Consider the following 14,403-nt stretch of genomic DNA (forward strand, 5'->3'; position numbering starts at 1 on the left):
AGGCGACGGTGTTAGCTATCGCACATACGTTACGAACTTATAGAAGAGAACGATTTTCTCCTCTGACTTTTCATGGACGTATGAGGCGTGCGGCGCTTTGCAGATGAAACAGCGAAGGCAGGCGAATGAAAAACCGTCGACAAAAAAATGGCGACCTTCCGGTCAGAGAAGGTCGCCATGCTGCGCAAACATCGATCAGTTGGCAACGGAACGATGCACAAGCGTCCGCGTTACCGGGAAAAACAGACTCTACGACAAGGCATCAAACCCCACTATCCACCCGCACGCCCGCGCGAATCGGCTCGACAACCACATGGCTCTCCTTCGGCAGCGCCCATTCCAGCCACCGCGCGCGATGCAGCACCACGAGTCCGAACGCAAGCGCCGCCAGCACGCCGAACGTCGCGAAGCCCATCTGATAGCTGCCCGTGCCTTCCTTGGCGATACCCATAATGACAGGCAGATAAAACCCGCCGATACCGCCCGCCGCACCAACGATCCCCGACATCAGGCCCGTCTTGCCCTTCCAGCGCTGCGGCACCAGTTGGAACGTCGCACCGTTGCCCAACCCGAAGCACACGTACATCGCGATCAACAAGGCAATGCCAGCCGACATCGGCGGCATCCACGCCGCAAACAGGAAGTCGCACAGGGAAATCGCCGCAAGCAGAATCACCAGCGCGCGCACACCCGAAATGCGATCGGCGACCAGACCACCGACAGGACGCACCAGCGCACCGATACAAGCCAACAGCGACATGAAGAGACCCGCTTCGAGACGCGGCATCTGATACAGCGAAATCAGCAGCGTCGTCACATACGACGACATGCCGACAAAACCACCAAACGTAATGCTGTAGACCAGCATCACAACCCACGTATCGCCCTCGACGAGCACGCTGCGATAGTGCTTCGGCAGCACCGCAATCGCGAGCAGCGCACCGAGCACGGGCAGCAGCAGCACGCCCGTCTTGCCCGCACCGAACACGCCCGCATGCACGGCGACCACCAGCGCAACGAGACCCACCAGCGTCACGATGAAGCTGCGCATCGCCTGCACGCCGCTGCCCGACTTCTGTCCAAGATCCTTCGCCCAGAAGAACAGCGCGATAGCGGCAAGACCCAGCAGCGGCAGCGCGGCGCCCGCAGCCTTCGCCCAGCCGAACTGATCGGCGAGCGCGGGGAACATGAAACCGTCGAGCACTGCACCGATGTTGCCCGCAGCCGCCAGTCCGAGCACGAGGCCCTGCACTTTCGGCGGATAGTTGCTGCCCGCCATCGGCAGCGCAACGGCAAAGCTCGCGCCACCTACACCGAGAAACACGCCAAGCACCAACAGCAGCGTGTACGACGGCGTGCCCGGCATCAGCAGCAGCACGACGGAAGGAATCGCCGACAGCGCGATGCCCATCAGCGCGACGCGCCGTCCGTCGCAAGCCTGATAGAGATTGCCCAGCGTCACGCGCAGGATCGCCGCACCGAGCACGGGCACCGCGACGAGGAAGCCCAGTTCGGCAGGCGACATCGTGATGCTTTTGTTGATGAACGGCGCGAGCGGCCCGAACATGACCCAAACGGTGAAGCCGGTATCGAAGTAGAGGAAGCACGCAAGTAGCGCGCGCCAGTTACCGCTCGCAAGCGAATTCAGCAGGTTTTTCATGGGTCTCTCTCATTGAACGAAAGCAGGGCTGATGCGTGAAGTCGAGCACAGAACTAGGGGAAAGCACGTTCGTTTGCGCGTGGCCGCGCGGACTGCGCGACGTGATGCGCCGGTTTGCCGGAAGCACCGCGCCGCGACGATGCGTCGTCGGCGTCCCGATCGACGACGCTGTAAATCAGCGTGTCCATTTCCTTGATGATGTCGGCGAGCACCGTCGTGATGACGGCGAACTCGCGGCCGTACGAACCCGCGCGTGCCGCCGAGATGCGCGCGTTCAACGCGACGATGTTCGCCTGCATCGAAATGCTCGACAGCTGTTCCGCGATCGCGGCCTGACGGCGCTGCGTCGCCGCCTCGATGCCGCGCATCTCGTTCTGATACGCGAGCGTGATCTCCTGGAGCAGTTCGAGCAGCGGCGTCGCTTGCGCGACGAGGGCATCGACGTGTTCGCGCGCCGCGTCGTCGCCCGCTTCCACGCGGGCAACCGTCTCATCCGTCAACGCGATGAAGCGCTGCACGCGCTCGTCCGCCTTGCGCGTGCCGTAATAGAGCTGTTGCAAGGCATCCGAGAACACGCCGGGCAAATGGTCATTGCCATTCACGAGCACGCGATGCGTCGCTGCGAACGTCGCGAGACATTCGCGCGTGATGGCAAGCGCATTCTTATCGCCGTGCGATGCGAGCAACACATGCAGCACGATGCGTTGCGAAAGCATCCGCTGACGGCCCGACAGATTGATCAGTTCGCCGATCGTCTGTCCGGACACTTCAGTGCGTTGTGTGGTGATCTGCTCGTTCGTCATGCTGGATCGCGTCGAAGCGCGTTTCGGTTGCGCAAAAAAAAAACGCCCCGAAGCGCACGCACGCCGCCCGATCGCATGGATCGAACGCTCCTCGCACGTTGCGCTTCGGGACGCCGTTGCCCCATCGGTCCGCTCGCATCGCGAGCGTCCCTGAAAAAACCGGAATTCGTTGCAGCCGCCATTGGCTACGCGGCGGATAACGCAATAGGTATGCCATCGGCCTGTTTTCAGCCGATGCATGCATGTCGAAAGGAACGTGACGGCGCGCTTGCGAAGCGCGCAATCGCTTGCTGGGCGGGGCAAGCGGGCATTCCTCCACTTGTCGCGCAGCGACGCCTGCCGTGTCGTCTTACCAATAAAAAAGCGCCCTTCTCAGGGCGCTTGCGCGCGCCTCAACGAAGCGCGCCGATGCTGTGCCGTGGTGCAGCGCACCACCGCCGTGCGCTCCGCGCTAGCGTCGGTCGGACCCCGAGACCACGTCGATCCACACCGCGAGCACGAGAATCCCGCCCTTCACGATCATCTGCCAGTACGAGTCGACATCGAGCATCGACATGCCGTTGTCGAGGCTGGCCATCACGAGCGCGCCGATCAGCGCGCCATACACGGTGCCCGAGCCGCCGCGCATCGACGTGCCGCCGATAAAGCACGCCGCAATCGCATCGAGTTCGCCCATCGATCCCGCCGACGGCGAGCCTGCCGCGAGCCGCGCCGTATTGATGAGGCCGCCGAACGCGCACATCAGCCCCATCAGCGCGAAGATCGCGAGCTTCACGCGGTTCGTGTTGACACCCGACAGCCGCGTCGCCTCGAGATTCGAGCCGACCGCATAGATGCGCCGCCCGAATACCGTTTGCGTCGCGATGTACGTGAAGATGCCGAGCAGCGCGAGCAACAGCAACACAGGCACGGGAATGCCGCCGTAACGGTTGAGCGTTGCGACGAACGCAAGCAGGATCAGCCCCGTCGCGACGATTTTCACGCCGTCCTGCCACAGCGGCACGACGCTCAGGTTGTAGTGCTGGCGCTTCTGCCGCTGCCGCACGGTCAGTGCGGCGAGCAGCACGAACAGCACGACGGCGAGCGTGTCGCCCGCAATGCGCGGCAAGTAGCCCTGTCCGATGAAGACGAAGTCGTCGGACACGGGCGCGATGGTCGAGCCGCCCGTCACGCCGAGCAGCACGCCCCGATAAGCAAGCATGCCGCCCAACCCGACGATGAACGACGGCACACGCAGATACGTGGACCACCAGCCGTTGAAGAGACCGATCGCGACACCGAGCAGCATCACGACGGGCAACGTCGCCGCGAGCGGCCAGTGATACGTCACGTTGAGTATCGCCCCGACGCCGCCGAGCAGCCCGAGCAACGAACCGACGGACAGATCGATCTCACCCGAGATGATGACGAACACCATCCCGCACGCGAGCATGCCCGTGATCGACATCTGCCGCAGCAGGTTCGACAGATTGCGCGGCGTGACGAACGCGCCTTCCGTGAGGAACGAAAAGAACGCCCAGATGACGGCGACGGCAAGCAGCAACGCGAGCAGTTTGTAGCGCGTGAACAGTTGCTTGATACGCTGCCCCGATGCGAGCGATGCGCCGTGTTTTGCGTGGCTATCGGAAGAAGTGAGATCAGGAGTCATGCGACGCTCGCCAGTTGAGTGGGGCCTTTGCCTTTCGTGTCCGCGTCTTTCGCGTTGGTCGCGATGGCGGCCGTGAGAATGTGTTCCTGCGTCAGACCGTCATTCACAAAGTCGCCGCGCAACTCGCCTTCGCCGATCACGAGCACGCGATCGCTCACGCCGAGCACTTCCGTCAATTCCGACGACACCATGATGATCGACACGCCGCGCTTCGCGAGCGCGAACATCAGCTTGTAGATTTCGAATTTCGCGCCAACATCGACGCCGCGCGTCGGCTCGTCGAGAATCAGCACGGAAGGGTTGGTCAGCAGCATGCGCGTGAGCACGGCCTTCTGCTGGTTGCCGCCCGACAGACTCGCAATCGACAGCATCGGCGACGCCGCGCGCACGGACAGACGCTTCATTTCCGAGTTGATCGTGTCGAGTTCAGATGCGGTATCGATGCGCCCGCCTTTCGCAAAGCGCTGCAGCACCGCGAGCGTGATGTTGTGACCGACGCCGAGTTGCGGCACGATGCCGTGACGCTTGCGGTCCTCCGGCACCATCGCGATGCCAGCGGCGATTGCATCGGCGGGCGCGCGGATTTTCAGGCGCTTGCCGTCCATCCACACTTCGGCTTCGCTCATGCCCGGATAGGCGCCGAAGATCGCCTGCATCAACTCCGTGCGCCCCGCCCCGACCAACCCTGCGACGCCGAGTATTTCGCCCTTGCGCAACGCAAACGACACATCGTCGACACGCTTGCGGTTCGTATTCGTCACGTCATAGCACGTGACGTTGCGTGCCTCGAAGATCACGTCGCCGATTTCATGCGGCTCGCGCGGAAAGAGATTCGTGATCTCGCGCCCGACCATCATCGCGATGATGCGATCGGTGGTGAGCTGCTTCATCGGTTGCGTGCCGACGTGCTTCCCGTCGCGTATCACGGTGATCGTGTCGCACACGGCTTCCACTTCATCGAGCTTGTGCGAGATGTACACACACGCGACGCCGCGCTTCTTCAGATCGCGCACGATATCGAGCAGAATTTTCGTTTCCGCTGCCGTCAGCGACGACGAAGGCTCGTCGAGTATCAGCAGACGCGCCTGCTTGTTGAGCGCCTTGGCGATTTCGATCAGTTGCTGATGCCCGCCGCCGTAGTTCATCACCGGCTGCGCGACGTTGATGCCTGTGATGTTCAGTTCACGCAGGAGTTCGTCGGCGCGCTGATACATCGCCGCGTAATTCATGCGTCCGCCGGGCAGCGTGATTTCGTTGCCGAGGAAAATGTTCTCGGCCACCGACAATTGCGGCACCAGCATCAGTTCCTGATGGATGATGACGATGCCTGCGCGTTCGGTATCGCGGATGTTCTGCGCGATGAGCGGCTTGCCGTCCCAAAGGATTTCGCCGGACCAGTCGCCATGCGGATAGACGCCGGAGACGATCTTCATCAGCGTCGATTTGCCTGCGCCGTTTTCGCCGCACAGTCCGACGCATTCGCCGGGCGCGACGACGAGATCGATGCCGTCGAGCGCCTTCACCCCGGCAAACGATTTGGCGATGCCGCGCAATTCCAGAAGCGCTTGTGCCATGCGTAAAGTCCTGGATGGATGAAAGATGCGCGGGCGCTTCTGTCTGTAACGATCAGAAGCGCCCGCGCCCGCTATCAGTTGCCAGCCAGTTGCGCCTGCGTGTAGAAGCCGTCCTTGATCACGACATCGACATTGCTCTTCGTGAGCAGTGTGGGTTGCAGCAGCACGGTGTCGACCTGCTTCTTGCCGTTGTCGTACTTCGCGTTGTACGCGGGCTTGTCACCCTTCGCGAGATCGACGGCGAGCTTGGCCGCTTCGCCTGCGATGAGCTTCAACGGCTTATACACCGTCATCGTCTGCGTGCCCGCGACCACGCGCTTCACCGCCGCAAGGTCCGCATCCTGGCCGGACACGGGCACCTTGCCTGCCATCTTCTGCGCGGCGAGCGCCTGGATGGCGCCGCCTGCCGTGCCGTCGTTCGACGCCACGATCGCATCGATCTTGTTGTTGTTCGCGGTCAGCGCATCTTCCGTGATGCGCAGCGCCGTCGCCGCGCTCCATTCCGGCACCCACTGCTGGCCGACGATCTTCACGTCGCCGCGATCGATGGCGGGCTTGAGTACCTTGAGTTGCCCTTCGCGCAGCATCTTCGCGTTGTTGTCGGTCGGTGCGCCGCCGAGCAGGAAGTAATTGCCCTTGGGCTGCGCGTTGAACACGCCTTGTGCCTGGAGTTCGCCGACCTTTTCGTTGTCGAACGAGATATAGGCATCGACGTCGGCATCGAGAATCAGCCGGTCATACGACACGACCTTGATGCCTGCCTTGTGCGCTTCGGCGACGACATTGCCCAAGGTCTTCGAATTGAACGGCACGATCACGATCACGTCGACGCCGCGCGAGATCAGGTTCTCGATCTGCGAGATTTGCCGCGCTTCGCTCGCGTCGGCGGATTGCACGGAGACTTTCGCGCCGAGCTTCGTCGCTGCAGCAACGAAATAGTCGCGATCGCGCGACCAGCGTTCGACACGCAGATCGTCGATACAGAAACCGATTTCTGGCTTGTCCTTGCTCGCGTGCGCGAGCGGCGCAATCATCGTCAGGCCGGTGGCCATTACGGCGCAAACGAGGGAACTCAATACGGAACGACGCATTGCAGATTTCATGTCTCACTCCATTTAGGGTTGCGTGCAGTTTCGAATGCGAGAGAGTCGAACCGCCGTCTTAACCTCAGGGTGCGCTGCGAATACCTGTTCGCTAGCGTCAATTTTGAAAGCTGCCCCATTTTGTTCGCACGACAGCGTGTGCCGTGCGCGCCGGCGGGGCAATTGCGAAATCTACCGGCGCTGCTAACGTTTTTTCGTGCCGTTGCCTTGTCTATTTAGCGGCTGAGTAGATTGCCTGATTGACGATGTTCTCGAGACGCTCCTGCTGTCCGCTGACATGACGTGGCGCAATGTTTCGCTGCACTGCATCGCTTGCCAGCGATTCGAGCGTATAGCCGCCCGCCAGCACCTTGCGTCCGAAATCGCTGTCCCAGCCCGCATAGCGCTGCTGTTTGAAGGCGCCCAGTCTGTCGTTCTCGACGAGATGCGCGGCACGCTCCAGCGCGACGGCGATCACATCGATTGCGCCGATATGGCCGTGCACCAGGTCTTCGGGATCGATACTCTGGCGGCGGACCTTTGCATCGAAGTTCATGCCGCCCGTCGAGAACCCGCCGTTGCGCAGGATTTCGAAGAACGCGAGCGTGAGTTCTTCGACACTATTTGGGAACTGGTCCGTATCCCAGCCGTTCTGCGCGTCGCCGCGATTTGCGTCGATACTGCCGAATATGCCGAGCGCGAATGCATTGGCGATTTCGTGATGAAACGAATGGCCGGCGAGCGTTGCATGATTCGCTTCGATGTTCACGCGGATTTCATTCTGCAAGCCGAATTGCGTCAGAAAGCCATGAACCGTCGCGACGTCGTAGTCGTATTGATGCTTGGTCGGCTCTTGCGGTTTCGGCTCGATCAGCAGCGCGCCTTTGAAGCCCAACTTGTGCTTGTGTTCGACGACCATGCTCATGAAGCGGCCAAGCTGTTCGCGCTCGCGCTTCAGGTCGGTGTTGAGCAGAGTTTCGTACCCTTCGCGGCCACCCCACAGCACGTAGTTTTCGCCTTTCAGGCGCTGCGTGGCTTCCAGTGCGTTCAATACCTGGGTTGCGGCAAACGCGAAGACATCGGGATTCGGGTTGGTTGCTGCGCCTGCTGCATAGCGTGGATGCGAGAAGAGGTTCGCTGTGCCCCACAGCAGCTTGATGCCCGTCTGCTCCTGCTTGCGCGCGAGGACGTCGGTCATCGTCTTGAAGTTGTTCACGTAGCTTTTGATGCTGTCGCCTTCGGGCGCTACGTCGGCGTCATGGAAGGTGTAGAACGGGGTGCCGAGTTTCTGGAACAGTTCGAATGCGTGATCGGCTTTGGCGTGGGCCATTTCCAGGGCGTCGCCCGAACGATGCCACGGACGCTCGAAGGTGCCCGATCCGAACATGTCCGCGCCAGGCCACACGAATGTATGCCAGTAGCAGACCGCCAGGCGCAGATGGTCTTCCATTCGCTTGCCGAGTACAAGCTTGTCCTTGTCGTAGTGGCGATAGGCGAACGGGTTCTCCGTGTGCGGGCCCTCGTAGCGCACGGCGGGCAAATGTTCGAAGTAGGACATGCGCGTCTCCTGGAGTGTCGTAGTGATGTGACGTCATGCTGACGCGGGCTCGTTGTCGCGGCAATTGCGAAATTCGCCAGCGAGGGTGGTGATTCTTGGTAGTGGCTGGCGCAGGGAAATGGAGGCGCCTAGAATTGGCGCGGTGGGGTTGGGGTTGGTTTTTGGGTTGGTGTGTCAGGGTTTTTACTGGCATCCGCGTTGTGTCTTTGGTCTGCATGCGTTGCCCCTGTGCGGGGCGGCACCTACTTTTCTTTGCCGCCGCAAAGAAAAGTAGGCAAAAGAAAGCGGCTCACACCGCCAGCACGTATTCTTATCCACGGGCCCCCAACGTCCCCACGCCGCACACGGCACCGCACTTGTTCACCTGCGTTGCCAACGCCTTGAATAAGCGCATCACCCGCTACGAATGCATTTGCACGGGTAAGCGGCAGCGAATGATATGTGCCGCCCAGGTGGCAAACTGTGTGTCGGTTGTTGCGTCGTACGGGGCAGCGCTCGCACAGGGTGGGACGCATGCGCGAGCGTCCGGAGTGAGGCGTGTGGAGCACAGGGAGCCGACACACAGTTTGCCACCTGGGCGGCCGTGGACTATCTGGCGCGGCGGACCAGAATATGGGTGCGTGAAGCGGGTGAGGCGCACAAGTAGCGTGTTGGCAACGGACATGGGTCACGTGGTTGCCGTGTGAAGGATAAGAACCTTTGGGGGCCCTCAGGCAAACACAAGAACTGGCGGTGTGAGCCGCTTTCTTTTGCCTACTTTTCTTTGCGGCGGCAAAGAAAAGTAGGTGCCGCCCCGCACAGGGGCGACGCGTGAAGCACGTATGCATCACGCGGATGCCAGCAAAAGCAAAAGCAAAAGCAAAAGCAAACCACCAATGCCAGCAAAAACCCAAAATCAACCCCCACTGCTCGGAGAGCAAATGCCGCAACGAACTCATCGAATCGCACTGCTCTTCAACGCAAACAAAGTCTACGACAGAGAAATCATCACAGGCATCGGCAATTATTTGCTCTCAACCCGCGTCGCCTGGGACCTCTTCCTGGAAGAAGACTTCCGCGCACGCCTGAACGGCATAGAACGTTTCGAAGGCGACGGCTTCATTGCCGACTTCGACGACCCCGCCGTCTGCGAAGCACTAGCCAACTCCCCTTTACCCGTCGTCGCCGTAGGCAGCTCATACGAAGACGCATCGAAATACCCAGCGAATCTCCCCTACATAGCGACCGACAACATGCAACTCATGTCGCTCGCGTATAAGCATCTGATCGGCGCCGGCCTGCAACGCTTCGCCCTCTACAGCCTGCCCGAATCCCCAACCAACCGCTGGGCGCAGGAACGCGAACTCGCATTCAACACGCTGCTGAAAGCAGACGGAATAGAAGGCGACGTCCACCGCGGCCTGCCGACCAGCGCGCCCGTCTGGCACCAGGCCAGCGTGCAACTCACCGAATGGCTGCAAAACCTGCCCAAGCCCGTCGGCATCATCGCGGTAACAGACGCCCGCGCGCGGCAAGTACTCCAGGCATGCCTGATCAGCGGCATCCCCGTGCCCGAACAGGTCGCCATCATCGGCATCGACAACGATCCGCTCACGCGCTCGCTCACCCGCATTCCACTTTCGTCCGTGATCCAGGGCACCGAGGAAATGGGCCGCACCGCCGCGCACCTGCTGCATCAGATGCTGGGCGGCGCACGCTTCGCAGGCCGCCGCATTCTCGTGCCGCCCGTCGGCATCAACGTCTGCGAATCGACGAAGCATGAGCCGCTCGCGAGCCCCTACGTGATGCGCGCACGTCACTACATCCGGCAATACGCCTGCCAGGGCATCAAGACGGAACAGGTCGCCGATTATGTGGGCGTGTCGCGTTCGTCGCTGGAGGACTACTTCCGCCGCGAACTCGGCTGCACCGTGCATCAGGAAATCCTCAAGCACAAGCTCGATGTCGCCAAGCAACTGCTCACGCAGCAGGACATGTCGAGCGCGGAAGTCGCGATCCGCTGTGGCTTCACTTCGTTGCAGTACATGTACGCCGTGTTCCGGCGCGAACTCGACTGCACGCCGCGCGAGTATCAGGAACGCATGCAAGCCGCCGCGCAATCGACTCACAATGCGCCATCCGCATAAATGCCTTAATCTGGTTTGATCCGCGACCGACATGAATTTCGCCGACATGCACAGCACCGATACCTCTCTCTCATCCAGCGTCCAGACCGAACGCTGGGGCACGTTGCCCGGTCTCGGCGACATTCGTCTGTTCACGCTGCGCAACGCGCACGGCATGCGCGTCACCATCAGCGATCTCGGCGCGACGCTCGTCTCCTGGCATGCGCCCGATCGCGCAGGTCGCGTCGCCGATGTGCTGCTCGGTCACGAAACACCCGCCGATTATCTGGCGAGCCGCTGGTTCTTCGGCTCGACCATCGGACGGTGGGCGAACCGCATCGCACAGGCGCGCTTCACGCTCGACGGCGTCGTCTATCAGCTCGACCGCAACGACGGCGACAATCTGCTGCACGGCGGGATCAACGGATTCCACAAGGCGCTGTGGCATGCGCGCGAAGTGGACGGCGCGCTGGTTCTGTCGCACGAATCACCTGAAGGCGACGCAGGCTTCCCCGGCGCGGTCGCGGCAACCGTGCGCTATGCGCTCGACGACGACGGCGCGCTCACGATCGACTACGATGCCACCGCCGATGCGCCCACGCCCATCAGCCTCACGAATCACGCGTACTTCAATCTGTCCGGCGACGCGTCCGCCGATGCGCCCGATATTCGCGGACATGTGATCACGATCGATGCCGACGCGTTCTTCGCCGTCGATGACGCGATGATCCCCATCGAAAGAAAAGACGTAGCCGGCAGCGTGTTCGACTTTCGCGCGGGCGCGCCGATTGGCGCGCGCCTCGACTGGCCGGATGCGCAACTCGCGCGCGCAGGCGGCTTCGATCATTGCTACGTGCTGCGCGATAGCGCCGCTGTCACGCGCAAGGCCGCCATACTCTACGATCCCGCCAGCGGACGTGAACTGACGGTATCGACGGACGCGAAAGGCATGCAGTTCTACACGGGCAACTTTCTCGCGGGCGTCGATGGTCGCAACGGCAAGACTTACGGGAAGCACGCGGCATTGTGCCTCGAAACAGGCGCGTTTCCGAATCAGGTCAACATGCCGGACGCCGAACAGGTCGTGCTGCGGCCCGGCGAACGTTATCGCCACACCACCGTCTACCGGCTCGGCGTGCGTTGAGCATTGACAGCGGCATAGCTTCCATATTCCTTACGTAATCTGTCGAAACATTGCCGCTGTTGTAATTCGCCCCCGATGATTGCGGCATTCATTACGCCGTGAAATCATAGGCGGCCTTTTCTGATCTCAAAGCCAGCCCACTGCGGCGCCCCGTTCAGGGCAACGCGGCCAGCCAGCCAAACGCCATCGCATCCCCCCGTCGATGGTCATTCCGTCACGAAGCATCACGCGCGTCGCGAGCATCGACAGCCCGACGCGTGCGCCAGCCATCTCGACGACGGTTGCGGTCAGTTGCAACCCTACGCTGTCTTGCCCCTGGAGCGACCTGTGAACACACCCGAAACCGTTGCCATCGATTCCGCCGCGCGCGCTAATGGACAAAGCAAAAGCGCCGGTAACGGCGCGCCGCCCGCCGGATCGCGCCGCATCACGTTCATCCGCTGGTTGCGCAAGGTGCATAGCTGGGTCGGACTGTGGGGCGCGGCGCTCGGTCTTCTGATGGGCACCAGCGGCTTTCTGCTGAACCATCGCGGCGGCCCGCTACGCGTGTCGACGGGCGAGCCGCAGGTCGAATCGCTGCAGGTGAAGCTGCCGGACCCGGCACCCGAATCGCCGCGCGATCTCGCCAAATGGCTCAAGCAGGACCTGAAGGTGCAAGGCAAACCGGGCCGCGTGCAGAAAGAGCCGTCGCATCCCGTCGCATGGGGCGACCGCAAGGCCGTTCAGCCGGAACACTGGCAAGTGAGCTTCGCATCGCCCGGCGAAAATACGCAGGCGGAGTACTGGGTCGGCAATGACTACGTGACCGTCAAGCGCAGCGCCAACACCTTCCTCGCGGCGCTGACGAATCTGCATAAGGGCGTCGGCCTGAGCGTCGGCTGGGTGCTCGTGATCGACACGTTCGCGGGCGGCGTGATCTTGCTGTCGCTCACGGGCGTCCTGCTGTGGACGCAGTTGAACAAGCGTCGCACGATCGGTGCGGTGCTGGTGCTCGGATCGATCGTCGCGGCGATCGTCGCAGGGATGTTCTGACGCGTCGCGCACATCGGATAGAACAAAGGGCGATGCACCGCTGTGCATCGCCCTTTTTCGTTGCGGCCTTGAACCGGCAAAGCCACTGAACCGCTGAACCGCTTAGCGGCGGAAGGCCGGCGCACCCATCGGCGCACCCGTGTTACCGCCGTCGACGACGATCTCCGCCGCCGTCATCCCCGACGCCGCATCCGATGCGAGGAACACAGCCGCTTGCGCCACTTCATCGGCCAGCGCGAAACGGCCCATCGGGATCATCGGCGAAAGCGCCGTTTCCGTCGCGTCGAGCGTCGCGCCTTCACGATCGCCGCGCGTCCAGATCGACGTGCGCGTGCCGCCAGGAATCACCGTGTTCACGCGAATGCCGCGCGTGACGAGTTCCGACGCGAGCACGCGCGCCATGCCGGAAATCGCCGCCTTCGAAGCCGAATACGCCGACGAGCCCGGCGCGCCGAGTTGCCGCATCACCGAGCCGTTCAGCACGATCGAGCCGCCCTCGCCCATCAGCGGCACGGCCGCCTGCACGGTCAGGAACACGGCCGTCACATTGGTGCGCATGATCGCTTCGAACTTCTCGGCCGTCGTGCTGCCGACAGGCGTCGCCCCGCTCACGCCCGCATTCGCGAACACGATATCCAGCTTGCCGAACTTGTCGGCGATCACTTTCATGACTTCATCGATGGCGGCAGGATCGTCGAGGTCCGCGCGGATCGGCAGCGCGTTCGGGCCGAGTTCCGCCGCCGCTTCGTCGAGCTTCTTCTGGTCCCGACCCGTGATCGCAACACGCGCGCCTTGCGCGATCAGGATGCGCGCCGCCGCGAAACCGATGCCGCCGTTGCCGCCCGTGATAAGCGCTGTCTTGTTTGCGAATGACATGACCATTTCTCCATAAATTGAGGGTTTGGGGCGGACTTCCGCCAGCAGCTGCCTTATAATTGCAGTTGCAATCTTAAATTAATGATAGTGACCGCAATCAATACGTGTCAAGCCGTTTTTCTCACCGGTTTGTTGCGGAAGGTGGATCAGCGATGAAAGTCAGCAAGGAAAAGGCGGCGCAAAACCGCGCGGCCCTTGTCGAAACGGCCGCGCGCCTGTTCCGGGAGCACGGCATCGACGGCGTCGGTGTCGCCGAGATTGGCAAGGCGGCGGGGCTCACGCACGGCGCGCTTTACGCGCACTTCCCGTCGAAGGAAGCGCTCGCGGCGGAGGCGCTCGCGCACGGTCTGCAGATTGGCCACGAGCGCATGACCCGAACGCCCGACGGCCGCGCGCCGAGCCTGAGCGAACTGCTCGACAGCTATTTGTCGGAGGAAAAACGCGACGACATCGCGAACGGCTGCGCGATGGCGGCGTCGGCGAGCGAGGTCGGACGTCAGGACGAGACGATCAGCGCGCGCTACAGCGAAGGCTTCGAACTGATGGCGGCTGTGTTCGAAAAGCACCTGCGCGCGCAGAAGGTGAAGGGCGACCCGCGCGAGAAAGCGATTGCGATTTCGTCGACGCTGATCGGTGCGATTGCGGCGTCCCGCGCGGTGTTGAAGGCGCAGCCGGAACTCGCGAACGACATTTTGCGCGCGGTGCGGCGCGCGGTCGGCGATATTGCGGGCGAAAAAGCCTGAGCAAACGCGCTCTGAGCGAAGAACTACTTCAAAAGCGCGACGTCATTCACGCGCGTCGCCTGTGCGCATGCGTCATGCCTTGAAGTCGCGGATGCGATGTCCAATAGTTAGAAGGGAATAAAGAGGACCGCGCCGTAGTTCGTCAATTCATGACGGACGCGCCATTCTTCGAGCAAGG

The 14,403-nt window shown here is 62.0% G+C and carries 11 protein-coding genes; 4 read left to right on the forward strand and 7 right to left on the reverse strand.

Annotated elements, in window-relative coordinates:
• Positions 1-262: 262 nt before the first annotated feature.
• The 6 genes from PPGU16_RS12755 to xylA form a co-directional block, all read right to left on the reverse strand.
• Entirely contained in the window at positions 263-1,660 is a 1,398-nt protein-coding gene (locus tag PPGU16_RS12755) for an MFS transporter (RefSeq protein ID WP_180720302.1), read from the reverse strand.
• Positions 1,661-1,713: 53 nt separating this feature from the next.
• Positions 1,714-2,463: a type IV pili methyl-accepting chemotaxis transducer N-terminal domain-containing protein gene (locus PPGU16_RS12760; RefSeq protein WP_180720303.1), complete on the reverse strand. Its 750-nt coding sequence runs from the start codon at positions 2,461-2,463 to the stop codon at positions 1,714-1,716.
• A gap of 451 nt (positions 2,464-2,914) precedes the next feature.
• Positions 2,915-4,111, reverse strand: a complete 1,197-nt coding sequence (locus tag PPGU16_RS12765; RefSeq protein WP_180720304.1) for a sugar ABC transporter permease — start codon at positions 4,109-4,111, stop codon at positions 2,915-2,917.
• The gene (gene xylG, locus PPGU16_RS12770; RefSeq protein WP_180720305.1) at positions 4,108-5,685 is read right to left on the reverse strand and encodes a D-xylose ABC transporter ATP-binding protein; all 1,578 of its coding nucleotides are present in this window, start codon (positions 5,683-5,685) and stop codon (positions 4,108-4,110) included. The genes PPGU16_RS12765 and xylG overlap by 4 nt, the downstream gene beginning before the upstream one ends.
• A gap of 74 nt (positions 5,686-5,759) precedes the next feature.
• A complete protein-coding gene (gene xylF / locus PPGU16_RS12775; RefSeq protein ID WP_180720306.1) occupies positions 5,760-6,788 on the reverse strand; it encodes a D-xylose ABC transporter substrate-binding protein in 1,029 nt (342 codons plus the stop codon).
• A 211-nt stretch (positions 6,789-6,999) separates the two neighbouring features.
• Entirely contained in the window at positions 7,000-8,325 is a 1,326-nt protein-coding gene (gene xylA / locus PPGU16_RS12780; RefSeq protein WP_180720307.1) for a xylose isomerase, read from the reverse strand.
• Between the two features lie 920 nt (positions 8,326-9,245).
• Here xylA and PPGU16_RS12785 point away from each other — a divergent pair.
• The 3 genes from PPGU16_RS12785 to PPGU16_RS12795 all read left to right on the forward strand — a co-directional run bounded on the left by PPGU16_RS12785 (position 9,246) and on the right by PPGU16_RS12795 (position 12,606).
• Complete coding sequence (locus PPGU16_RS12785) at positions 9,246-10,451, forward strand: XylR family transcriptional regulator (protein WP_180720308.1); 1,206 nt, start codon at positions 9,246-9,248, stop codon at positions 10,449-10,451.
• A gap of 31 nt (positions 10,452-10,482) precedes the next feature.
• Complete coding sequence (locus PPGU16_RS12790) at positions 10,483-11,574, forward strand: aldose epimerase family protein (protein ID WP_180720309.1); 1,092 nt, start codon at positions 10,483-10,485, stop codon at positions 11,572-11,574.
• A 327-nt stretch (positions 11,575-11,901) separates the two neighbouring features.
• Entirely contained in the window at positions 11,902-12,606 is a 705-nt protein-coding gene (locus PPGU16_RS12795) for a PepSY-associated TM helix domain-containing protein (protein ID WP_180720310.1), read from the forward strand.
• Between the two features lie 102 nt (positions 12,607-12,708).
• Here PPGU16_RS12795 and PPGU16_RS12800 read toward each other — a convergent pair whose 3' ends face one another.
• Entirely contained in the window at positions 12,709-13,482 is a 774-nt protein-coding gene (locus PPGU16_RS12800) for an SDR family oxidoreductase (RefSeq protein ID WP_180720311.1), read from the reverse strand.
• Positions 13,483-13,634: 152 nt separating this feature from the next.
• On the opposite strand from PPGU16_RS12800, the gene PPGU16_RS12805 reads away from it, so the two are divergent.
• Positions 13,635-14,225: a TetR/AcrR family transcriptional regulator gene (locus tag PPGU16_RS12805; protein ID WP_180720312.1), complete on the forward strand. Its 591-nt coding sequence runs from the start codon at positions 13,635-13,637 to the stop codon at positions 14,223-14,225.
• Positions 14,226-14,403: the final 178 nt, after the last annotated feature.

This window comes from Paraburkholderia largidicola, assembly GCF_013426895.1.
In the GTDB taxonomy this organism is placed as follows: Bacteria; Pseudomonadota; Gammaproteobacteria; order Burkholderiales; family Burkholderiaceae; genus Paraburkholderia; species Paraburkholderia largidicola.